General features: G+C 72.3%; 22 protein-coding genes. 8 read left to right on the plus strand and 14 right to left on the minus strand.

Annotation, left to right across the window (positions count from 1 at the left end; all coding sequences use genetic code 11):
* Positions 1 to 140: 140 nt before the first annotated feature.
* The 3 genes from ACIRHA_RS00395 to ACIRHA_RS00405 form a co-directional block, all read right to left on the minus strand.
* Positions 141 to 1,298 carry an ROK family protein gene (locus tag ACIRHA_RS00395; protein ID WP_403838228.1) on the minus strand — a complete coding sequence of 386 codons (1,158 nt, stop codon included), beginning with the start codon at positions 1,296 to 1,298 and terminating at the stop codon, positions 141 to 143.
* Positions 1,299 to 1,428: 130 nt separating this feature from the next.
* On the minus strand, positions 1,429 to 2,079 hold the full coding sequence (locus ACIRHA_RS00400) for a response regulator (protein ID WP_403838230.1): 651 nt from the start codon (positions 2,077 to 2,079) through the stop codon (positions 1,429 to 1,431).
* A 24-nt stretch (positions 2,080 to 2,103) separates the two neighbouring features.
* Entirely contained in the window at positions 2,104 to 3,321 is a 1,218-nt protein-coding gene (locus ACIRHA_RS00405; RefSeq protein WP_403838232.1) for a sensor histidine kinase, read from the minus strand.
* Positions 3,322 to 3,429: 108 nt separating this feature from the next.
* Here ACIRHA_RS00405 and ACIRHA_RS00410 point away from each other — a divergent pair, with 108 nt between their 5' ends.
* The 3 genes from ACIRHA_RS00410 (at position 3,430) to ACIRHA_RS00420 (ending at position 5,984) form a co-directional block, all read left to right on the plus strand.
* On the plus strand, positions 3,430 to 4,353 hold the full coding sequence (locus ACIRHA_RS00410; RefSeq protein WP_403838234.1) for an ABC transporter ATP-binding protein: 924 nt from the start codon (positions 3,430 to 3,432) through the stop codon (positions 4,351 to 4,353).
* Between the two features lie 12 nt (positions 4,354 to 4,365).
* A complete protein-coding gene (locus tag ACIRHA_RS00415; RefSeq protein WP_403842029.1) occupies positions 4,366 to 5,100 on the plus strand; it encodes an ABC transporter permease in 735 nt (244 codons plus the stop codon).
* A gap of 86 nt (positions 5,101 to 5,186) precedes the next feature.
* On the plus strand, positions 5,187 to 5,984 hold the full coding sequence (locus ACIRHA_RS00420; protein ID WP_403838236.1) for an SAM-dependent methyltransferase: 798 nt from the start codon (positions 5,187 to 5,189) through the stop codon (positions 5,982 to 5,984).
* Positions 5,985 to 6,012: 28 nt separating this feature from the next.
* On the opposite strand, the gene mug is transcribed toward ACIRHA_RS00420, so the two are convergent.
* From mug to ACIRHA_RS00435, 3 genes are all read right to left on the minus strand, one after another.
* Positions 6,013 to 6,555 (minus strand): G/U mismatch-specific DNA glycosylase, encoded by a 543-nt coding sequence (gene mug, locus ACIRHA_RS00425; RefSeq protein ID WP_403842031.1) that lies wholly within the window; start codon positions 6,553 to 6,555, stop codon positions 6,013 to 6,015.
* A complete protein-coding gene (gene purB / locus ACIRHA_RS00430; protein ID WP_403838238.1) occupies positions 6,552 to 7,991 on the minus strand; it encodes an adenylosuccinate lyase in 1,440 nt (479 codons plus the stop codon). Before purB ends, mug begins: the two co-directional genes overlap by 4 nt.
* A 66-nt stretch (positions 7,992 to 8,057) precedes the next feature.
* Positions 8,058 to 8,954: a LysR substrate-binding domain-containing protein gene (locus ACIRHA_RS00435; RefSeq protein ID WP_403838240.1), complete on the minus strand. Its 897-nt coding sequence runs from the start codon at positions 8,952 to 8,954 to the stop codon at positions 8,058 to 8,060.
* A 177-nt stretch (positions 8,955 to 9,131) separates the two neighbouring features.
* Between ACIRHA_RS00435 and ACIRHA_RS00440 the strand changes: the two genes are divergently transcribed.
* Positions 9,132 to 10,142 carry an aldo/keto reductase gene (locus ACIRHA_RS00440; RefSeq protein WP_403838242.1) on the plus strand — a complete coding sequence of 337 codons (1,011 nt, stop codon included), beginning with the start codon at positions 9,132 to 9,134 and terminating at the stop codon, positions 10,140 to 10,142.
* A 49-nt stretch (positions 10,143 to 10,191) separates the two neighbouring features.
* A complete protein-coding gene (locus ACIRHA_RS00445; RefSeq protein ID WP_403838244.1) occupies positions 10,192 to 10,611 on the plus strand; it encodes an SRPBCC family protein in 420 nt (139 codons plus the stop codon).
* Between the two features lie 17 nt (positions 10,612 to 10,628).
* Here the strand turns inward: ACIRHA_RS00445 and ACIRHA_RS00450 are convergent, their stop codons facing one another.
* A complete protein-coding gene (locus ACIRHA_RS00450) occupies positions 10,629 to 11,417 on the minus strand; it encodes an SGNH/GDSL hydrolase family protein (protein ID WP_403838246.1) in 789 nt (262 codons plus the stop codon).
* A gap of 123 nt (positions 11,418 to 11,540) precedes the next feature.
* Between ACIRHA_RS00450 and ACIRHA_RS00455 the strand changes: the two genes are divergently transcribed.
* Positions 11,541 to 11,822, plus strand: coding sequence for a holin (locus tag ACIRHA_RS00455; protein ID WP_403838248.1), 282 nt, complete (start codon positions 11,541 to 11,543; stop codon positions 11,820 to 11,822).
* Positions 11,823 to 11,834: 12 nt separating this feature from the next.
* Here the strand turns inward: ACIRHA_RS00455 and ACIRHA_RS00460 are convergent, their stop codons facing one another.
* The 7 genes from ACIRHA_RS00460 to ACIRHA_RS00490 form a co-directional block, all read right to left on the minus strand.
* Positions 11,835 to 12,848 (minus strand): hemolysin family protein, encoded by a 1,014-nt coding sequence (locus tag ACIRHA_RS00460; RefSeq protein ID WP_403838250.1) that lies wholly within the window; start codon positions 12,846 to 12,848, stop codon positions 11,835 to 11,837.
* Positions 12,845 to 14,293, minus strand: coding sequence for a hemolysin family protein (locus ACIRHA_RS00465; RefSeq protein ID WP_403838252.1), 1,449 nt, complete (start codon positions 14,291 to 14,293; stop codon positions 12,845 to 12,847). Before ACIRHA_RS00465 ends, ACIRHA_RS00460 begins: the two co-directional genes overlap by 4 nt.
* A gap of 189 nt (positions 14,294 to 14,482) precedes the next feature.
* A complete protein-coding gene (locus ACIRHA_RS00470) occupies positions 14,483 to 14,908 on the minus strand; it encodes a GNAT family N-acetyltransferase (protein ID WP_403838254.1) in 426 nt (141 codons plus the stop codon).
* Between the two features lie 104 nt (positions 14,909 to 15,012).
* On the minus strand, positions 15,013 to 15,903 hold the full coding sequence (locus ACIRHA_RS00475; protein ID WP_403838256.1) for an LLM class F420-dependent oxidoreductase: 891 nt from the start codon (positions 15,901 to 15,903) through the stop codon (positions 15,013 to 15,015).
* 100 nt (positions 15,904 to 16,003) lie between these two features.
* Positions 16,004 to 18,568 (minus strand): ABC transporter permease, encoded by a 2,565-nt coding sequence (locus ACIRHA_RS00480; RefSeq protein WP_403838258.1) that lies wholly within the window; start codon positions 18,566 to 18,568, stop codon positions 16,004 to 16,006.
* A 2-nt stretch (positions 18,569 to 18,570) separates the two neighbouring features.
* Positions 18,571 to 19,362, minus strand: a complete 792-nt coding sequence (locus tag ACIRHA_RS00485; RefSeq protein WP_403838260.1) for an ABC transporter ATP-binding protein — start codon at positions 19,360 to 19,362, stop codon at positions 18,571 to 18,573.
* A 117-nt stretch (positions 19,363 to 19,479) separates the two neighbouring features.
* Positions 19,480 to 20,745 (minus strand): sigma-70 family RNA polymerase sigma factor, encoded by a 1,266-nt coding sequence (locus tag ACIRHA_RS00490; RefSeq protein ID WP_403838262.1) that lies wholly within the window; start codon positions 20,743 to 20,745, stop codon positions 19,480 to 19,482.
* 152 nt (positions 20,746 to 20,897) lie between these two features.
* Between ACIRHA_RS00490 and ACIRHA_RS00495 the strand changes: the two genes are divergently transcribed.
* Together ACIRHA_RS00495 and ACIRHA_RS00500 are read left to right on the plus strand one after the other, a co-directional pair.
* The gene (locus tag ACIRHA_RS00495) at positions 20,898 to 21,137 is read left to right on the plus strand and encodes a toxin-antitoxin system HicB family antitoxin (RefSeq protein WP_327664513.1); all 240 of its coding nucleotides are present in this window, start codon (positions 20,898 to 20,900) and stop codon (positions 21,135 to 21,137) included.
* 64 nt (positions 21,138 to 21,201) lie between these two features.
* On the plus strand, positions 21,202 to 21,540 hold the full coding sequence (locus ACIRHA_RS00500; RefSeq protein WP_389274051.1) for a fic family toxin-antitoxin system, toxin component: 339 nt from the start codon (positions 21,202 to 21,204) through the stop codon (positions 21,538 to 21,540).
* Positions 21,541 to 21,704: the final 164 nt, after the last annotated feature.

The following is a 21,704-nucleotide window of genomic DNA, read 5'->3' on the forward strand; positions in this document are numbered from 1 at the left end:
CTGGGGGCGCGAGGAACCGCGCACCGGGTCACGGGTGACGTCTACAGGTCGGTCGACCATTGCCACCAGGGGCGCGAGGAACCGCGCACCGCTCCACGGGTGACCGTAAACAAGCGGTCGGCGGCGCCCCACCGCCCCGTTCACCGGCGGGCCGTAACCGTGCTCTCCGTAGCGAAGAGCTCCTCCTCCACATGGTCGAGCGCCAGCCGCAACGCCCCCGTGGCCACCGCCGCCTCGCCCAGCGTGGACAGCGCAACCCGCGGCGGCCGCAGACAGTACCGCTCCAACTCCCGCCGCAGCGGATCGAGCACCCCGTCGAGCCCCGCGGCCCAGCCGCCCACCACGACCAGCTCCGGATCCAGCGCGAGCACCAGCGCGGCGACGTCGTGCACGAGCCGCTGGAGGAACCGCTCGACCGCGGCCGACGCCCGGTCGTCGCCCTCGCGCGCCAGCGTGAACACATGCGCCACGGCGAGCTCGTCCAGCGGATGCAGCGGCTCACCCGTGGTGGACAGCAGCGTCTCGGGCCGCACCTCGCGGCCCAGCAGGTGCAGCGCGCCGATCTCCCCGGCGGCGCCCCCGTAGCCACGGTGCAGGCGGCCGCCGATCAGGGCGCCGGCCCCGGGGCTCAGCCCCGCGAGGACGAACACCATGTCGTCCGTCTCCGACCCGGCGCCCTTCCAGTGCTCAGCCACGGCCGCAGCGTTCGCGTCGTTCTCCACGAGGACCGGGCACTTGAAGGAGCGCCGCAGCCGCTCGCCCAGCGGAAGCCCGGTCCACCCCGGCAGCGCGGTGCCGAGCCGCACCGTCCCGTCCGCCCGCACGATCCCCGGGCTGCCGACGCCGACCGCCCGCAGTGAGTCACGGGCCACGCCCGCACGGCGCAGCAGATCGGCGACGGTGCCGCGCAGCTTCTCGAGCCGCTCGTCCGCCGACGCGGCCTCGTCGACCTCTTTGGACGCCGAACCGAGCACCCTGCCGTCGAGCGCCGAGAGCACCGCGGCCACCCGATGCGCGCCGATCTCCAGACCGAGCAGATGCCCGGCCTCGGCCCGGAAGCGGAACTTGCGCGCGGGCCGGCCCTGCCGCCGCGCGCCCGGCTCCTCGACCGTGGTCTCCACGACGAGCCCGGCCACGATGAGCCCCTCGACGACACCTTCCACCGTGGGCCGCGACAGGCCGGTGACGCGGGTGACCTCGGTGAGCGTCGCGAAGTCGGTGGAGCGCAGCGCGTGCAGCACCACCGCGGAATTGATCCGCCTGAGCAGAGAGGGGTCCCCGCCGGTCAGCCGCCCCACCGTCGTCCTCCCCGCAGTCGCGCGTGTCCGCCGGATGGTACCCGCAGCCTCCGACAGCGGCGAGAGCCGGGTGCACCTCTGTGACGTACGGTGCTCAGCCGCGCACCCGCGAAACGGTGCAGGTCGGACCTCAAGCCGGCGCCACGAACCCCGACTCGTACGCCGCGATCACCGCCTGCGTCCGGTCCCTTGCGCCCAGCTTCGTCAGCACGGCGCTGACGTGCGACTTGACCGTCTCGGTGCCGACGACGAGGTCCGCGGCGATCTCCGCGTTCGAAAGGCCGCGCGCCATGAGCCGCAGCACCTGCCCCTCGCGTTCGGTCAGCGCCGCACGCTCCAGTGCCGCGCGCGCCGCCGAACTCCCGTACTCCGCGGCCAACTTGCGGACCGCCGCGGGGAACAGGAGCGACTCGCCCGCCGCGACGAGGCGCACCGCGTGCACGATCTCCTCGGGTCGCGCCCGCTTCAGCAGGAAGCCGTCGGCGCCCGCGCGCAGCGCCCCGTACACGTACTCGTCGTTCTCGAACGTGGTGATCACGAGGATCTTCGGCGGCTGCTCCGCGCCGCGCAGCACCGCGCGCGTGGCCTCGATCCCGTCGAGCAGCGGCATCCGGACGTCCATGGCGACCACGTCGGGTCGCAGCTCGCGGACGAGCGGGACGACGGCGGCGCCGTCCGCGGCCTCACCCACCACCGTGATGTCGGGTTGGGCTTCGAGCACGGCACGCAGCCCTGCGCGGACCAGGGGTTCGTCGTCGACAAGAAGCACGGTGAGCGGCACGCCGCCAGAGTAGATCACGAGCGATTACGTGACGGGCAGTTCGACGTGAACCTGCCACTCGTCCCCGAGCGGGCCCGTGCGGGCGTGCCCGCCGAGCAGTGCCGCGCGCTCCCGCACTCCGCGCAGCCCGCTGCCCGTACCGCCGTTCCCGGACCCGCGTCCGGTCGGCAGCGGATTGCGCACCTCCAGGAGGAGGCGCTCGTCCGCGACCTGGAGGGTCACGGAGACCGGCACGGTTCCGCAGTGCCGCAGCACGTTCGTGAGCGCCTCCTGGAGGATGCGGTAGCCCTCACGGGAGACGGGCCCAGGGACCGTGTCCAGCGGACCCGTCACCTCCACGTCCACCTTCGAGCCCGCCGCCCGCGCCGAGTCCAGGAGCCGGTCCGCGTCCTGCAGCGTCGGCCGGGTGCTCGCGGGGCGCTCCGGTTCGCGCAGCACCACGAGGACCCGCTCCAGGTCGTCGAGCGCCGCCCGCCCCGTCTCCTCGATGGCGCCCAACGCCCGGTCGGTGAACGCCGCATCGCCCGCCGCCCGCGCCGCACCCGCCTGCACGACGGCGACCGTCAGCGCGTGGCCGATGGAGTCGTGCAGCTCGCGGGCGATGCGATTGCGCTCCAGGAGTTGTTCGGTGCGCTCCTCCAGGGCGGCCAGCCGCTCCGTCGCCGAAGGTCCGAGCAGCAGCGGTGCGAGCCGCGCCATGATCCGGCCCACGCCCGCCACCACGTACACCATCGCCACGAGGACGACGGGGATCAGCGCCCCGTACCACCACCCGGTGCCGTCGATCGGGACGACGGTGGCGCCGCCGCTGTCCTCGCCGGCCGCCGCCCCCGCCAACTCCAGTGCCAGGGCCATCGCCTGGCCCGAGAACAGCGCCACGCTCAGCCCGAGGACGTGCCGCAGTACGAGCCACAGCGCCGTCCTGCCCCGGTCCCGCCAGGACGCCGACGGGGCGATCGAGACGGAGCTCGCCTCCTCGCTCTCCGCCACGCGCGCGTGCCCACCGGGGAACAGCATCAACCGCGCCTGCAGCCCCTCCGCCCGGCGCATCACGGGCACCAGGCCCACCAGCACGAGCAGCGGCACCGGGATCGCGTAGATCGTCAGCCAGTCCCCGAACGAGGGCCGTACGAGCCCCGGATACACGGCGGCGCACACGAAGGCGAGCACGGCCGCGCAGAGCAGATGCAGCCAGCGGGTGTACGTGACCGCGCGCGCGAGCGGTCTCGGGAAGCGGGGCATGCCGCCATCGTGCCAGCCGCCCCACGCCCGCCGGTTCCCCCGCGCGGGGGAGACGAACTCCACGGGCGGGGGAGGCCCGAGGCCCCCGGCAGCGGCCAAGCTGACGCCATGACCAGTATCGACGTCCAGGACCTCACCAAGGTGTACGGGAAGACGCGCGCCGTGGACGGGCTGACCTTCCAGGTCGAGCCCGGCCGCGTCACCGGCTTCCTCGGACCGAACGGCGCCGGCAAGTCCACCACGATGCGCCTCGCCCTCGGTCTCGACCGCCCCACCTCCGGGACCGCGCTCATCGGGGGCCGCCCGTACGCCACGTACGACGAACCGCTGCGCGTCGTGGGCGCCCTGCTCGACCCGCAGGCGGCGCACGGCTCCCGCACCGCGCGGGAGCACCTGCGGGCGCTCGCCGTCAGCAACCGGATCCCGACGCGCCGGGTCGACGAGGTGCTGGAGCGGGCCGGGATCGCCACCGTGGCGAAGAAGCGCGTCAAGACGTTCTCGCTCGGCATGCGGCAGCGGCTCGGCATCGCGGCGGCGCTCCTCGGCGACCCCGAAGCGGTGCTGCTCGACGAGCCGTCCAACGGCCTGGACCCCGAAGGCATCATCTGGATCCGGGAGTTGATGCGCGACCTCGCGCGCGAGGGACGCACGGTGCTGGTCTCCAGCCACCTCATGAACGAGACCGCGACCTTCGCCGACCACCTCGTCGTCCTCGGCCGCGGGCGGCTTCTCGCCGACACCCCGATGCCGGAGTTCATCGCCGCGCACAGCGTGCGTCGCGTACGGGTGCGCTCCACGGACCCCGCCCGCCTGAGAGCGGCACTCGTGCGCGCCGGACACACGGTGACGCTCGACGCCGACGGCCGCTGCGACGTGGAGGGCACCACCGCCGCCGACGTGGGCGCGCTGGCCGCCGCCGAAGGTGTGCCCGTCCTCGAACTCGCCGACGAACAGGCCTCGTTGGAGCAGGCCTACCTCTCCCTCACCGCGAACGAGACCGAGTTCGCCGCCGCATCCCTCCAGGAGGCCTGACGCATGTCCGCCATGTCACCCACCGCCGTACTGCACTCCGAGTGGATCAAGGTCAGATCGCTGCGCGGCAGCTTCGGCTCGCTGCTCGCCGTCCTCATCGCCACCCTCGCCGTCACCGTCCTCGCGTTCGCCACGGTCGGCCAGGCCGAAGCCGACAACGGCGGGGACCTGCTCTTCGGCGCCTTCTACGCCCTCAACTTCGGCCAGATCGCGGTGCTCGCCTTCGGCGCCACCGCCGTCTCCTCCGAATACCTCAACAACGCGCTGCGCGTCTCGCTCGCCGCCGTGCCGAACCGGAACCTCTTCTACGCGGCGAAGATGGTGGTCGTCGGCGCGAGCGCGCTCGTCGTCGCGATGGTCACGAGCTTCGCCACCTTCCTCGTGGGCCAGGCGTTCATGGGCTCGTACGCGCTCGACCTCGGTGATCCGGGGGCGCTGCGGGCCTGCGTCGGCGGCGGGGTGTATCTCGCGCTGATGGCCCTGCTCGCGGCGGGGCTCACGGCCGTACTGCGCAGTGCGGTGGCCGTGCTGAGCATCCTGGTGCCGTTCCTGCTGATCGTGTCCTTCGTCGTCGGGGACATCGCGGGCTCGGCCGCCGACTACCTTCCCGACCGCGCCGGCCAGCAGATCCTCTACCAGCACACCGAGGGCTCCCTCGGCCCGTGGGCCGGGCTCGCCGTCACCGCGCTGTGGTCGGCGGCCGCGCTGCTCGCCGGATGGTGGGCCGTACGGCGCAGGGACGCGTAGGAACGCGGGCCCGTCGCGCACCTCCTCGAACTCCCGTGCCAAGATGGGATCTTGAGCAGAGCCCGGCAACGTACGAGGGAGATCGCATGAGTGACGCCGACGGGTCCAGGCCGGGGGGACGGATCTCCAGCCATATCGCGCACAACGCGCGCGTGTGGAACTACTGGCTGGGCGGCAAGGACCACTACGAGGTCGACGAGGAAGTCGGCAACATGGTGACGTCCATGTACCCGAGCATCGGCGAGGTGGCCCGCGCCGACCGCGCGTTCCTCGGCCGCGCCGTCACCTTCCTCGCCGGGGAAGCGGGCGTCCGCCAGTTCCTCGACGTCGGCACGGGCCTGCCGACCGTCGACAACACGCACGAGGTCGCCCAGCGGATCGCGCCGGACGCGCGCGTCGTCTACGTCGACAACGACCCGATCGTCCTCACCCACGCCCGCGCGCTGCTCACCAGCTCCGCCGAAGGCCGGACGAACTACGTGGACGCGGACGCCCGTGACCCGCGGGCGATCATCAAGGCGGCCTCCGAGACGCTCGACCTCGACCGGCCGGTCGCGATCATGCTCCTGGGCATCCTGAACTTCGTGCTCGACACGGAGGAGGCCGCTTCCATCGTGCGCGAGCTCGTCGCCGCCGTCCCCTCCGGCAGCTACGTGGTGCTCACCCACCCCACCCTCGAACTCGGCGGCGAGGGCAACGAGGAGGCCATGGCGTTCTGGAACGAGAACGCGAAGCCGCCGATCACCGCCCGCACGGGCGCCGAGGTGGCGGCTTTCCTCGACGGCCTGGACCTCGTCGAGCCCGGCCTCGTCTCGTGCGCGCGCTGGCGCGACGAGGAGGGCACGCAGGTCGCCCAGTTCGGCGCGGTGGCCCGCAAGCCGTGAGCTGAACCGGATACGGCTACGGCTACGGCTACGAGGCGGCTTCGCGGAGGCGTGCGTACTCCGCGGCCATCGTCGCCGCCGTCCAATGGGCGTTGAGGCCGCTGGGGTTCGGCAGGGCCCACACCCGGGCCCCGCCGATCGTCCGCTCCTGCGGGCCGATGTGCGCCTTGGGCTCGCCGAAGGCCGAGCGGTACGCGGTCACGCCCACCACGGCGAGCCACGCGGGCCGCAGGAGCGCCACCTTCTCCTCCAGCAGCCGGCCGCCCTCCCGGTACTCCTCCGTGCTCAGCTCGTCCGCCCGCGCAGTGGCCCGCGCGACGACGTTCGTGATCCCGAGCCCGTACGAGAGGAGCTCCCGCTGCTCGGACGGCTTCAGCTGCCGGGGCGTGAAGCCGGACAGGTGAAGGACCGGCCAGAAGCGGTTGCCGGGGCGGGCGAAGTGGTGGCCGGTCGCGGCCGTCATGAGGCCGGGATTGATACCGCAGAACAGAACCCGAAGGCCGCTCGCGACGACGTCCGGAACGAGACGGTCACGAGCGGCCTCCAGGTCCGCTTGAGCAAGGCGGGTCAGAGGATCGCTCCCGGCGTGTACCCGGCGGCCTCCGGGTGCTGCTTCGCGATCTCCTCGACGCGGGCCACGATCTGCGCGACCTGACCGGCGGCGGCGCCCGTGAACGACAGCTTGTCCGCCATCAGCTCGTCGAGCTGCGCGCGGTCCAGCGGGATCCGGGAGTCGGCGGCCAGCTTGTCGAGCAGCTCGTTGCGCTCGGCGCCCTGCTCGCGCATCGCGAGGGCGGAGGCGACGGCGTTCTCCTTGATGGCTTCGTGGGCCTCCTCGCGGCCGACGCCCGCGCGCACCGAGGCCATGAGCACCTTCGTGGTGGCGAGGAACGGCAGGTAGCGGTCCAGCTCACGGGCGACGACGGCCGGGAAGGCCCCGAACTCGTCGAGCACCGTCAGGAACGTCTCCAGGAGACCGTCGAGCGCGAAGAACGCGTCCGGCAGTGCCACGCGGCGCACCACCGAGCACGAGACATCGCCCTCGTTCCACTGGTCGCCCGCCAGCTCGCCGGTCATCGACGCGTAGCCGCGCAGGATGACCATGAGGCCGTTGACGCGCTCGCAGGAGCGGGTGTTCATCTTGTGCGGCATCGCGGAGGAGCCGACCTGGCCCGGCTTGAAGCCCTCGGTGACCAGCTCGTGCCCGGCCATCAGCCGGATCGTCTTCGCCGTGGACGAGGGGGCGGCGGCCAACTGCACCAGCGCGGTCACGACCTCGTAGTCGAGCGAGCGCGGGTAGACCTGGCCGACGGAGGTGAAGGCCTGTGAGAAGCCCAGGTGCTGGGCGATCCGCTGCTCCAGGTCGGCCAGCTTGTCGGCGTCGCCGCCGAGCAGGTCGAGCATGTCCTGGGCGGTGCCGACCGGGCCCTTGATGCCGCGCAGCGGGTAGCGGTTCAGCAGCTCCTCGACCCGGCCGTACGCGACGAGCAGCTCGTCGGTGGCGGTCGCGAAGCGCTTGCCGAGGGTGGTGGCCTGTGCGGCGACGTTGTGCGAGCGGCCGGCCATGACCAGCTCGCCGTACTCGCCGGACAGCTTGCCGAGGCGGGCGAGGACGGCGACGGCACGGTCGCGGACCAGCTCGAGCGAGAGCCGGACCTGCAACTGCTCGACGTTCTCCGTCAGGTCGCGCGACGTCATGCCCTTGTGGACCTGCTCGTGCCCGGCGAGCGCGTTGAACTCCTCGATGCGGGCCTTCACGTCGTGCCGCGTGACCTTCTCGCGCTCGGCGATGGAGGCCAGGTCGACCTGGTCGAGCACGCGCTCGTAGTCGGCGATGGCGGCGTCCGGGACATCGATCCCGAGATCCTTCTGGGCCTTCAGCACGGCGAGCCAGAGCTGTCGCTCCAGCTTCACCTTCTCCTCGGGGGACCAGAGAGTGGCGAGCTCGACGGAGGCATAGCGGCCGGCGAGAACATTCGGGATACGGGGCTTTGCAGGCGCAGTCACGTGTACGGAGTTTACCGGGCGTCCCTACAGGCTCCGAACCGTCGTCCGAATGTAGGAACGTACAGGTCACGCCCCGGTGGCCAGGACCGTCGCACGGAACGACGCGACGACCGGGCGCAGGTCGACCTGGTGCCAGACGGCCCACAGGCGAACGGACCGGGCGAACCAGTGGAGTTCGCGCACGGTGACACCCTCGGTGCCGCGTTCGCGCACCATGCTCCGCTGGATGAACGCCGCACCGAGCCCCGACGCCACCAGGCCCACCGCCGTGAGCGGGTCGGGGGCCTCGAAGCGGATGTCCGGGGTGAAGCCGGCGGCGGCGCAGGCCGCGACGAAGTCGTCGCGCCAGACGTGGTCCTGCGCGTCCTCCACGGCGATCCACGGCAGGCCGTCGAGGTCCTCGGGGCGCACCTCGTCCGCGTCCGCCAGCGGGTGGGTGCTGGGGACGGCCAGGAGCAGCGGGTCCTCCAGGAGGAGCGTGCTGCGCAGGTCCGGATCGTCCTCGGGCGGCGCCTCCCGGACCAGGGCGAGGTCGAGGCTGCGCTGGCGCAGGCCCTCGAACTGCTCGTGCGCGGTCATGTCGTAGAGGGCGACGTGGATGCCGGGGCGCTCCTCGTTGAGCGAGCGCAGGGCCCTGGGCAGCAGGCCGGTGTGCATGGCGTCGCCCACGTACCCGACGCACAGGCCGCCCTCCTCGCCGCGGCCCAGGCGGCGGCCGAGGTTCTCCAGGCGGGCGGCGTGCCGCAGCAGCGCCGTCGCCTCGGTGAGGAAGACGCGGCCGTCGGAGGTGAGCCGGATGCGCTGCTGGCTGCGCTCGAACAGGGTCAGGCCCAGGTTCTTCTCCAGCTGCGCGATCTGCCGGCTCAGCGGCGACTGCGAGATGTGCAGCCGCTCGGCGGCCCGGCCGACGTGCTCCTCCTCGGCCACGGCCACGAAATAGCGAAGTTGTCGCAGGTCAAGCATGTTGGACCTCGGGGGACTCAAGTGTGTCCAAGCAAGTCTTGGACAGTCTTACCCGTCGATCCTAACCTCGGAGGAGTAAGAGGCGCGGAGCAGGAGAAACCCGAAGGAAGCAGGAGAAATCCGGAGGGGCCTCCGCAGAGCCGCGTACAGCACCAAGGCAAGGAACGAACGAACTCCATGGGCATCAAGTCCCTCCTCCCCGGCCGGCTCGGTTTCGGCACCGCACCCCTCGGCAACATGTTCCGCGCGATCCCCGACGACGAGGCCCGCGCCACCGTCGAGGCGGCCTGGGACCACGGCATCCGCTACTTCGACACCGCCCCCTTCTACGGCGCGGGGCTGGCCGAGGAGCGCCTGGGCGAGGTCCTGTCCGGCAAGCCGCGCGACTCCTACGTCCTGTCGACCAAGGTCGGCCGCGTCATCCTCGACGAGCACGAGAGCGACGTCCCCGACTTCGGCGAGAAGGGCGGCCTGTTCGAGCACGGCAACCCGAACAAGATCCTCCACGAGTGGACCGCCGACGCCACCGAGCGCTCCATCGAAGGCAGCCTCAAGCGCCTCGGCACCGACCGCCTCGACATCGTCTGGGTCCACGACATCGCCCAGGACTTCCACGGCGACCAGTGGATCCAGAAGTTCGAGGAGGCCCGCACCGGAGCCTTCCGCGTCCTGTCGCGGCTGCGGGACGAGGGCGTCATCAAGGCCTGGGGCCTCGGCGTCAACAAGACCGAGCCCATCGAGCTGACCCTCGCCCTCGACGAGCCGCGGCCCGACGGCTTCCTCCTCGCCGGCCGCTACACGCTCCTCGACCACGACCACGCCCTCACGCGCGTGCTGCCCATGGCTCAGGAGCAGGGCGTCGACCTGGTCGCCGGCGGCCCCTACAGCTCCGGCATCCTCGCCGGCGGCACCCACTTCGAGTACCAGGAGGCGCCGCAGGAGATCATCGACCGCGTCGCCCGGCTGAAGGCGCTCACCGAGAAGCACGGCATCGGCATCAAGTCCGCCGCGCTCCAATTCTCCCTGGCCCACCCGGCCTCCGCCGCCGTGATCCCCGGCGCCACCCGCCCGAGCCGCATCGCCGAGGACACCGCCGCCCTCGCCGAGGAGATCCCGGCCGCGTTCTGGACCGACCTGCGCGCCGAGAGCCTCGTCAGCCCGGCCGCGCCGCTCCCCAACAACGCCTGAACCCCCACCAGTTGTACGTACCAGTTCGAACGTAAAGGAGGGGGTCGTCGTGGCTTCCACCACCGCATCCCTCGACATCCCGCGGAGCCCCGACCACGTCTGGCAGCTCATCGGCGGCTTCGGCTCGCTGCCGGACTGGCTCCCGTACATCCCGAAGAGCGAACTCGGTGAGGGCGGCCGCGTGCGCCGCCTGACGAACGCGGACGGCGGCGTCATCGTCGAGCGCCTCGTCGAGTTCAACGAGGCCGAACGCCACTACGGCTACGCCATCGAGCAGGCCCCGTTCCCGGTCACCGGCTACCTCTCGACCCTCACGGTGCACGCCGTCCCCGGCAGCCCCGACACCTCCCGCGTCGAGTGGTCCGGCGCGTTCACCCCGGTCGGTGTGAGCGACGCCGAGGCCGAGGACCTCTTCCACGGCATCTACGCCGACGGGCTCGCGGCACTCCTGAAGACGGTTCAGGCCTGACGGGCGGCCGGCCGGGGTCAGGACAGGGGATCGGACTCGTACGGTGCGAGGTCCGCGCGCTTGGGTGCGAGGCCGTCACCCGAGGAGCGGCCCGTGAGGCGACGTCCGATCCACGGCACCAGGTGCTGCTTCGCGAAGCGGGCGTCGGCCGCCCGGCGGGACAGCCAGTTCGGCGGGAGCGTGGACGGCAGGGCGGCGCGCCAGTCGGACTCCGCGTCGTAGCCGAGGCCCTGCCAGACCGCCTCGGCGACCCGGCGGTGGCCCTCCGCCGTGAGGTGCAGCCGGTCCACGTCCCACAGGCGCTGGTCGCCGAGGACCGGCGCACCGTACAGGTCGACGACGAGGGCGCCGTGCTTCGCCGCCAGGTCGTCGATGCAGGTGAACAGCTCCTCCATGCGCGGCCGGAAGCGCTCCATCACCGGGCCGTTGCGGCCGGGGCTGCGCATCAGGACGAGCTGCTCGCAGGACGGGGCCAGCGTCTCCACGGCCCGCGTGAGCAGGTCGCGGACGCGGACCATGTCGCACTTGGGGCGCAGGGTGTCATTGAGGCCGCCGACCAGGGTCACCACATCGGCCTTCATGGCCGCGGCGACGTCGATCTGCTCGTCGACGATCTGGCCGATGAGCTTGCCGCGTACGGCGAGGTTCGCATAGCGGAAGTCCGGGGTGTGCGCGGCCATCCGGGCGGCCAGGAGATCGGCCCATCCCCGGTAGGAACCGTCCGGCAGCAGGTCCGACATGCCTTCGGTGAAGGAATCGCCGACCGCGACGAGGCTGGTGTGCTGAGGGTTCGTGTTCGTGTGCATGGCTGGGTAGATCGTATCCCGAGGCAACGAAGTGGTGGGCGCCGCGGGGCTGGGCAGCCGGGTCCGACGGCGGTATGCCAGGAGCGGGCCCACGAACGGGCACCGCGAACGGGGGAGTGCGTCATGTGGAGCATCGGATTCTGGAAGGCCACCGCCGAGCGCGCGATCCGGACCTTCGCGCAGGCACTCGCGGCGGTGCTGGTCGCCGGCGCGACGAACCTGCTGGACGTCGACTGGCCCGCGGCGCTCGGCACCGCGGGCCTCGCCGCGCTGCTCGCGGTCCTCACGGCGCTCGGCACCGCGGGGATCGGGCCGCACGGGCCGGGTGTGCTGGAAACTCCGGCGCAGCACCCCGCCGCGCCCGCCCCGCACGCCACGCCCGAGCCGCCCGTCACCCGCACCTGACGGCCCGCGGGCTCACACCGGCTGGCCGAACAGCTCCCGGAGCACGTCCTCCATGGTCACCAGACCGGCGAGCCGGCCGTCCGCGCCGAGCACCGCCGCGACGTGCGTACGGCTGCTGCGCATCGCGGTCAGCACGTCGTCCAGCGGCGTCGTCTCCCGCACGCGCGCGATGGACCGCATGTCCGGCACCCGGAACGGCAGATCGCGCGGCATCGCGTCCAGGGCGTCCTTCACGTGGAGGTAGCCGACGATCCGCCGGCCCTCGTCCACCACGGGGAAGCGCGAGAAACCGGACTCGGCGGAGAGCCGCTCCAGCCCCTCGGGCGTGACGCCCACGCGCGCGTAGACGACCTTTTCGATCGGCAGGACGACGTCCTTGATGGGCCGGCGGCCCAGTTCCAGCGCATCGTGCAGGCGCTCCTGCGCGCGGTCGTCGATCAGCCCCGCCTCGGAGGAGTCCTTGACCATGCGGGCCAGCTCGTCGTCCGAGAACGTCGCCGTGACCTCGTCCTTCGCCTCCACACGGAGCAGCTTGAGCAGCCCGTTCGCGAAGGCGTTGATCGCGAAGATCACCGGGCGCAGGGCGCGCGCGACGGCGACCAGGGGCGGGCCGAGCAGCAGCGCCGAGCGCACCGGCTCGGCGAGCGCGATGTTCTTCGGCACCATCTCGCCGAGCAGCATGTGCAGATACGTCGCCACGGTCAGCGCGATCACGAACGAGATCGGGTGGACCAGGCCGTGCGGCACGCCGACCGCGTCGAACGCGGGCTCAAGCAGATGCGCGATGGCCGGCTCGGCCACGATGCCGAGCACCAGCGTGCACAGCGTGATGCCGAGCTGCGCCGCGGCGAGCAGCGCCGACACGTGCTGAAGGCCCCACATGACGCTGCGCGCACGCCGGTCGCCCTCCTCGGCGTACGGCTCGATCTGGCTGCGGCGCACCGAGATCAGCGCGAATTCGCCGCCCACGAAGAAGGCGTTGACGAAGAGTGTCGCCAGGCCGATGAGCAATTGGATCGCGGTCATCGGGCCGCCCCCTTCTCCTGAGAGGCCTGATCGGCCTTGGCCGCCTTGTCGGCCTTGGCGGACCTGTTCGCCGCCCTGGACCTCGCGGTCACCCGGCCGGCCTTCGTCTCGTCCGCCGTCCCGCCTTCCTCGGTGTCCGGGACCAGCGGCGCGTGCAGCAGTACGCGGGCCGCGCGGTGCCCGTGCGCGTCCACGACGTCGAGCCGCCACCCGGTGACCTCGACGCTGTCGCCGATGTCCGGGATCCGGCCCAGCTCCGTCGCGACGAGCCCGGCCAGCGTCTCGTACGGTCCGTCCGGTGCGCGCAGCCCGACCCGGGCGAGCTGGTCGGTGCGGGCGGCGCCGTCGGCGGAGTACAGCGCCCGGCCCTCCGGGTCGGTGCCCGCGGCCGCGATGTCGGAGGTCTCGTGCGGATCGTGCTCGTCGCGGACCTCGCCGACGACCTCCTCGACGATGTCCTCCAGGGTGGCGACACCGGCCGTGCCGCCGTACTCGTCGATGACGACGGCCATCGTCCGCTTGCCGGAGAGCCGGTCGAGCAACCGGTCGACGGTCAGCGTCTCCGGCACGAGCAGCGGCTCGCGCAGCAGATCGGCGACGCCCTTGCGGGACCGCTGCTCGTCGGGCACGGCGAGCACGTCCTTGATGTGCACGACGCCGACGACCGAGTCGAGGCTGCCGCGGTAGACGGGGAAGCGGGACAGGCCGGTGGCCCGCGTCGCGTTCGCCACGTCCTCGCAGGTGGCCTGCAGGTCGAGGGCCATGACCTGGACGCGCGGCGTCATCACGTTCTCGGCGGTCAGGTCGGCGAGGTTCAGGGTGCGTACGAACAGCTCGGCGGTGTCCGCCTCCAGGGCGCCCTCCTTCGCCGAGTGCCGGGCGAGCGCCATCAGCTCCTGCGGGCCGCGCGCGGAGGCCAGCTCCTCGGTCGGCTCGATGCCGAAGCGGCGCACGAGCCGGTTCGCGGTGTTGTTGAGGTGCGTGATGAACGGGCGGAACGCCGCGCTGAACCAGCGCTGCGGCGTCGCCACCTTCTTCGCCACGGCCAGCGGGGACGAGATCGCCCAGTTCTTCGGCACCAGCTCGCCGACGACCATCAGGAACACCGTCGACAGAGCGGTGCCGAGCACCAGGGCGACGGAGGTGGAGGCCCCCTCGGACAGGCCGAGGGACTCCAGTGGCCCCGACAGGAGCTTGGAGATGGAGGGCTCGGCGAGCATGCCGACGACCAGGTTGGTGACGGTGATGCCGAGCTGGGCGCCGGAGAGCTGGAAGGTGAGGTTCTTGACGGCCCGCAGGGCGCCGGCCGCGCCGCGCTCACCGCGCTCGACGGCCTCTTCGAGGTCCGCGCGCTCGACGGTCGTGAGCGAGAACTCCGCCGCGACGAACGCGCCGCAGGCCAGCGAGAGCAGGACTGCGACCGCGAGCAGCAGTACTTCGGTCATCGGGACGTCACCTCCGTCCCATGGTCGGCCAGGGCCGGGACGGATGCGCGCTCGTGGGGGCCGCGCGGGGGGACGAAGCGGGGACTGGGAGGCTCGCCCATGGGCGGACGCTCACACCTTTCGTAGGAGTTCGAGTGGCTCATCCATGTTAAAGGACCGGCAAAGCAATATTTCCGGCTGCCGGAACCGTCAGTCGGTGAGCGGCTTGACCCAGCGCGACCACTGCGGTTCCGGTGCGTATCCGGCCGCCTGCCACGCGTGCCGCGCCCGCTCGTTCCGGTCCAGGACCATGGCGTCCCCGCGGCGCCCGCCGAGCGCGACGAAGCGCTCCTCCGCCGCCGCGAGCAGCGCGGTCCCGATGCCCTGACGCCGCGCCCGCGGATGTACCGCGAGCCGGTACAGATGGCAGCGCCAGCCGTCGAACCCGGCGATGACCGTGCCCACGAGCTCCCCGTCGCGCTCGGCGAGCAGCAGGGCCCCGGGGTCCCGCTCGACCAGGCGCTCGACGCCCGCGCGGTCGTCGCTGATGCTGGTGCCCTCCGCGGCCTCCTTCCAGAACGCGAGCACGGCGTCGAGATCGGCGGGTCCTGCGGCACGTATACGAAGATCGCTCATGCTCCGATCCCACCACCGCGGCCCGCCGGACGCCGCCGATTTCACATGCCGGACGCTCGGCGGTCCCCACTGCTCCTCGGCCGGCGGTCCCCATCGCTCCTCGATCAGCGGCCTCCCAGTTCCTCGACCACCGGCGCGAGCGCTTCCATGAACGGCTCCAGGACCGTGATGTACGAGAACCCGAACCGCTCGCGCTGCGCGAGCAGTTGCGCGACGATCTGCTCGACGGTGCCGACGAGCAGCAGCGGGGAGTCGAGCACCTGCTCCTCGGTGAGGTGCGGCAGGTGTTCGCGGAAGGGCCGGACGGCGGCGGTCCGGTCGTCCGTCACCGCCACCAGATGTACGAGCAGGTTGAGTTCGGCGCTCTCCGGGCGGTCGGCGGCGAACTTCCGGTACGTGGCGACCCGCTCCTCCAGCTCCTCACCGGTCAGCGGTTCGAGCCCGCCCGCGTTCCCCGCGGGCGCGCGGGCCCCGGTGAACGCGGCGATGTCGGCGTGCTCGGCGGTGATCCGCAGCATCCGGTCGCCGTTCGCGCCGATCAGGAGCGGGGGCCGGGGCCCCTGGTCGGGGGCGGCGAGCAGCCGGTCCAGCTCGGCGATGGTGTGCTTCAGATGCCCGACCCGGCTGCCGGGCGTGCCCCACTCCAGGCCGGCCTGCTCGAACTCCTCGCGTACGTAGCCGGTGCCGAGGCCGAGTTCGAGGCGGCCGCCGGTGAGCGCGACGGTGGTGGTGATCTCGCGGGCGAGCAGCACCGGGTTCCAGAACGCGCAGTTGAGGACGAACGTCCCCACCTTCGGCCGGCTCGTCGCGTCGGCCGCCGCCACGAGTGAGGGGAACGGCGACGGGGCGCCCAGATGGTCGGGCACGAGGATCACGTCGTAGCCGAGCTCCTCGGCCCGCCGGCACTTGGCGCGCCACGCGTCGTCCGGCGCGGGGGTGACCAGGTTGACGCCGAAGCGGAACGGGCGCGCCGCCTCCGAACCATCCGTACTCATGAACTCTCCTCGGAACGTGGACAGTTGACGTATCGATTGCCGTGTCGATCGCCGTATCGGCTGCGGTACCGGTCGCGGAATCGACCCTACGTCCGCCCCGCTACTCGTGCGCGATCGCCGCCAACACGTTCAGCCGCGAGGCCCGCAGCGCCGGCAGCAGCGCCGCCGCGAGTCCCACGATCACCGAGCCGACCACCACCGCGACGATCGTCGACCACGGGATCGCCAGCGCCTTCATGCCCTCCAGGGCGAGCACCCGCTGGGCGACCACGCCCCATATGAGGCCGAGCGCGAGCCCGAGCACCGCCCCGAACACGGCGATCACCACCGACTCCAGGCGGATCATGAGCCGCAACTGGCGTCGCGCGAGCCCGATCGCCCGCAGCAGGCCTATCTCCCGCGTGCGTTCCACGACCGACAGGGCAAGGGTGTTGACCACGCCGAGGACCGCGATGACGATCGCCAGGCCGAGCAGCGCGTACACCAGATACAGCAGCACGGCGATCTGCCCGTGGATCAGTTCCTTGTAGTCGGCGAGGTCGCGCACCTGCACCTGCGGATACGGGTCGAGCGTCTTCTCAAGACGCTCGCGCAGCGCGTCGGGCGAGGTGCCGGGGGAGGCGTTGACGTACACCGCCGAGTCCTGGCCGCCCGGCGCGAACCTCTCCAGCGTGGCCATGCCCATCGCGAAGCCGCCGGACATGCCGAAGTCGTTCGCCTCCTGGTCGGTCACCGCGCCCACGGTCAGCTCCGTGTGCTTCCGGCCGGGGAACTCCACGGACAGGACACTCCCGATCCGCGCCCCGTGCTCGTCGGCGAACTCCTTCTGCAGCAGCAGATGCCCGGGCGCCAGGCCCGTGGCACTGCTGCCCCGCGCGTACGTGACGTGCGCGACGTCGTCGACCCGCCGGTCCCACCCGGCGGCCGTCGTCTTCACCCGCTTCCCGTCCGGCATGCGCACCGCGAGCGCGCTGAACCGCTGGCGCACGACCTGGCCCACCCCGTCCGTCGCCCGGATCTTGCGCGTGACCTCCTGCGGGAACGGCATGAAGTTGGCGTTCTGCACGGTGAAGTCGGCGCCCAGCGTGTCGTCGATCTGCTGGTCGAACGACTTGCTCATGGAGGCGGACGCCACCGACATCCCCGCCACCAGGGCGAGCCCCACCATCAGGGCGGCGGCCGTCGCGCCCGTCCTGCGCGGGTTGCGCAGCGCGTTGCGCTGGCTCATCCGGCCGACCGAGCCGAACACCCTGGGGAACGTGCCTCCGAGGACCCGGATCACGGGCCGTACGAGCAGGGGCCCCGCCACGACCGTGGCGAGCAGCGTGAGGACGATGCCGAGGCCGAGCAGCGAGGCCGCGGACCCGGTCTCGTCCGCCGTCCAGCAGCCGATCAGCGCGGCGGCGCCGGCCGCGCCGATCACCGAGCCCACCAGCGCCCGCACCTTCAACGGCCGCCCCACACCCGCGATCTCGGCATCGGCGAGCGCGGCCATCGGGGAGACGCGGGACGCGCGCCGCGACGGCAGATACGCGGCCACGAACGTGACCCCGACGCCGACCACGAACGACACGATGGGCGTGCCCCAGCCCACGACCATCTCCGTGGACTTGAGGTTCATCCCGAAGACGCCCATCAGCTTGATGAGCCCGACGGCGAGCCCCACCCCGAGCGCGAACCCGGTCGCCGAGCCGACGAGGCCGAGCAGCAACGCCTCCGTAAGCACGGAGCGCCGCACCTGCCTGCGGTCCGCGCCGAGCGCCCGCAGCAGCCCCAACTCCCGGGTCCGCTGGGCGATCAGCATCGAGAACGTGTTGACGATGAGGAACACGCCGACCAGGACGGCGATCCCGGCGAAGCCGAGCATCACGTACTTGATGACGTCGAGGAATCCGCCCAGGTCCTCGGCGGCCGACTTGGCGTCCTCGTCGGCCGTCTTCACGTCGTAGGCGCCGCTCAGCTCCTGGCCGATCCGCCGCTTGAGCGTCGCGTCGGCGACACCCGGCGCCGCGTCCACCGCGATGCTCGTCGCCCGGCCGGGGCCGCCGAGCAGCCTGCGCTGCGCGGTGGCGGTGTCCAGGAAGACGAGGGCCGCGCCCGGGTTCGTCGTACGGAACGTGGCGATGCCCACGACCTCGACCTTGAACGAGCCGGGCTTGGCGAGGACGGTGAGCGGGTCCCCGATGCGGACGTGCTTCTTGTCGGCGGTGTCCGCGTCGAGCAGCGCCTGGCGGGGCCCGCGTGGCGCGTGCCCCGACGTCAGACGCACCGGACTGCGGTCCGTGGGCTCCCAGTTGGTGGCGATCGTGGGCGCGCCGGTGGTCGGTCCGACCGACTTGTTGTGCCGGTCGACGACGGTGATGTTCTCGACCCCGGCATCGATGTGCGTGGCGGCCACGCCCTCGACCCTGTCGATCCGCCCGGCCAGTGAGGCGGGCACCGTACGCACCGTGCCCGACGGCACCGACTCGTCGAAGTCGCCCTCCTCGGGGGCCACCCGCACATCCGCCGACGTCGACGCGAAGAGCCGGTCGAAGGTGCGCGACACGGTGTCCGAGAAGATCAGGCTGCCCGCGACGAACGCCACCGACAGGACGACGGCGAGTGCGGACAGGACGAGGCGCCCCTTGTGCGCCAGGAAGCTCCGCAACGTCGCCTTCAGCATGGCTACGCCCCGGAGCCCGGCTTCTCGGCGACGACCTGGCGCGCGACGTCGAACCGCTTCAGGCGCTCAAGGACGGCCTCGGCGGTCGGCTCCCGCATCTCGTCCACGAGGCGGCCGTCGCCGAGGAAGAGGACCAGGTCCGCGTGGGCGGCGGCGCCCGGGTCGTGGGTCACCATGACCACGGTCTGGCCCAGCTCGTCGACCGACTGGCGCAGGAATCCGAGCACTTCGAGCCCGGCCCGCGAGTCCAGGTTCCCCGTCGGCTCGTCCGCGAAGATCAGCTCGGGGCGCGCGGCGAGCGCCCGCGCGCACGCGACGCGCTGTTGCTGCCCACCGGACAGCTGGGCGGGGCGGTGCTTCAGCCGGTCCCGCAGGCCGAGCGTGTCGATGACCTGCTCCAGCCACTTGGGGTCCGGCGACTTGCCCGCGATGTCCATCGGCAGCGTGATGTTCTCCGCCGCGTTCAGCGTGGGGATCAGGTTGAAGGACTGGAACATAAAGCCGATGCGGTCGCGCCGCAGCTGCGTCAGTTCGCGCTCCTTCAGGCCCGTGATTTCCGTATCGCCCAGCCACACCTGTCCCGCCGAGACCGTGTCGAGGCCCGCCAGGCAGTGCATCAGCGTGGATTTTCCCGAGCCCGAAGGGCCCATCACCGCCGTGAACCGGCCGCGCGCGATGTCCACGTCCACCGCGTCGAGGGCGAGCACCTGCGTCTCGCCCGAGCCGTACGCCTTCGTCAGGCCCCTGGCCCGCGCGGCGACGGCGGCATCCTTGACCACACCCGTTCCCCCCACCCCAACTCCCTTACTCCGTAAGTCAGTTGCGCCTCGGGCTGCAAGGCTCGACATCGGATCCGAGGATAGCCGCTCGCACTGACAACGGGCCTTCAGAGCGCGTCCACGCCGCCGGCGTCAGCGAAACATCTCGCCGGACCACGTGCCGTCCGAAGGACTTGGCAAGTCCTTCCCCACGGATCTCGGCACCCATCCGGTCCCCCTCCGGCCGTGCTGACGCACTTCTGACACTTGCTCTGCGGGGAGACGGGGGACGCCCGTCGCACCGGAACCGGATTTCTTCGAACGGGCCTCCGGCTGGGGGCGACGGGTGGGCACATCAAGCCTCTGCGCGCGACGACTGGGCAATTCAAGCCTCTGCGCGCGACGGGTGGGCAAATCAAGCCCCTGCGGCGATTGAGCAGCGGGGTCCGGGGCGGAGCCCCGTGGCGTGGGAGGAGTGATACCGAGACGGAGCCGGGGCGCAACCGACACCGGCGGCAGCCGAACGGTGAGGCGCGGCAACGCCACCGCCAGAGGCGCACGCTCCGACGCCGACGCCCCGCCGACGACGCCCGGTCGCACAGGGGCAGCCGGCGCCGGGCCACGACGGCCCGCCCCCTGTGCCACCCGGGCTCGGGTCACCTCGGCGCCCACCTCACCCCCGCCGGAGGCATCCCGCCCGGACCCCGTGAGCACCGTGACCGCCCGCGGCTCCGCCGACGTCCGCGGAGCGGAGGGCTCGGCGGCGTACGGCAGGACGAACCCCGTCACCACCAGCCCCGCCGTCGCCGAGGACACCGCGACGGCCTGCACGGGACTGCTCGCGAGAAGCTTCCCGCGCCCCCACAGGAACACGGCGAGGCCCAGCGTCCCGGCCAAAGTGGTCCGCAAGGTGCGCCTGGCCCGCGCGAGCAGCGACTCGACGGTCCGGTAACCGAGCCGCATCCGCAGGGCGACCTCGCCCACGTCGAGGCCCTCGGACTTCAGCCGCAGCGCCTCGGCCTGGCGCTCGGGCAACTGGGCGCTGCGGGCCGCCAGCCAGCGCGCCTCGTCCCGGTCGCACGCGGCCTCCTCGACGGGCACGGGGCCCGGCACCGTCAGCGTCGGGCTGCGGTGCACCTCGGCCTCCCGGGTGACCTGCCGGTGCCGGTCGACGCACAGCCGCATCGTCACCGTCGTGAGCCACCCGCCGAGCCGCTCGTCGTCCAGGCCCGGCCGCTCCGCCGCGCGCAGCATCGCCTCGTGCACCGCGTCCTCGGCGTCCTCCGGCGTCATGGATCTGCGCCGGGCGACTCTGAGCAGGTCCTCGCGGTGGCTCCAGACGCGCAGCCAGCGCTCGGGGTGCGCCTGCCGGCCCGCGGCCGCGGCGGCGTTCGGTGTGTCCGGCCTGTCCATCGGCATGAGGGCCCCTTCGCGCTCATCCGCATGTCCTGTCCCGTCCGGCTCCCGTCCGGCCCGCGAGAGTACAGCCGGAGATCAAAGGTGTGGAGAGGCACAGACGATCGATCGTCCGTACCTTGCCGCTGCTAGCACATCGGCGCTAGCGTGGAGGCATGGCCAAGACGCAGCTGAACGTCAGGGTGGAAGAGGGCACAGCCCGCGCCGCCCGGGAGCGCGCGCTCGCCCAAGGGGTGAGCGTGAACCGGTACATCGAGGAGCTGGTGCGGCGCGACGCGGGCGAGCAGGGGCGGACGTTCGTCGACGCCGCCGCGGACTTCATGAAGCAGTACGAGTCGGTGTTCGCCGAGGAGTTCGGCGCGGACACGGAAGGCCGGCGCCGTCCCGTTGAGTGAACCGCCACAGCCGTCGCAGCCGTCACAGTCGCCGCACCTCACCATCGACCTCGCCTGGCTGCTGATGGTCGCGGAGCAGAAGACCCCCGGCGATCCGCAGGTCACCGACTGGGGAGCCCTCGTGGGTGCCGTCGCCCGCCACCGGGCCGCGATATTCGACGTGCCGGTCTACGACTCGCCGCACGCGCGCGCCGCGTCGCTGCTCCAACTTCTCATCCACGTACCGGCGTTGGAGCGCTCGAACGCGATGTACGCGACGGCCGTCGCCTACGCGTATCTCGTCGCCAGCGGGCTGAAGATCGTCACGTCGCCCGAGCAGATCCGCGATCTGGCGCGCCTGGTGAAGACGGGCACGGCGACGATCGACGACATCGAGAAGGAACTCCGCACCTGGTGCCTGTGAGGCCTCACGCCTGGCACCCGGGGTGCGGGGGGGGGCCCCCGGGGCCCCCCCCCCCCCCCCCGGGCCCCCCCCCCCCCCCCCCCCCCCCCCCCCCCCCCCCCCCCCCCCCCCCCCCCCCCCCCCCCCCCCCCCCCCCCCCCCCCCCCCCCCCCCCCCCCCCGTAC

The sequence above is a fragment of the Streptomyces sp. NPDC102360 genome (assembly GCF_044766085.1).
GTDB lineage: Bacteria > Actinomycetota > Actinomycetes > Streptomycetales > Streptomycetaceae > Streptomyces.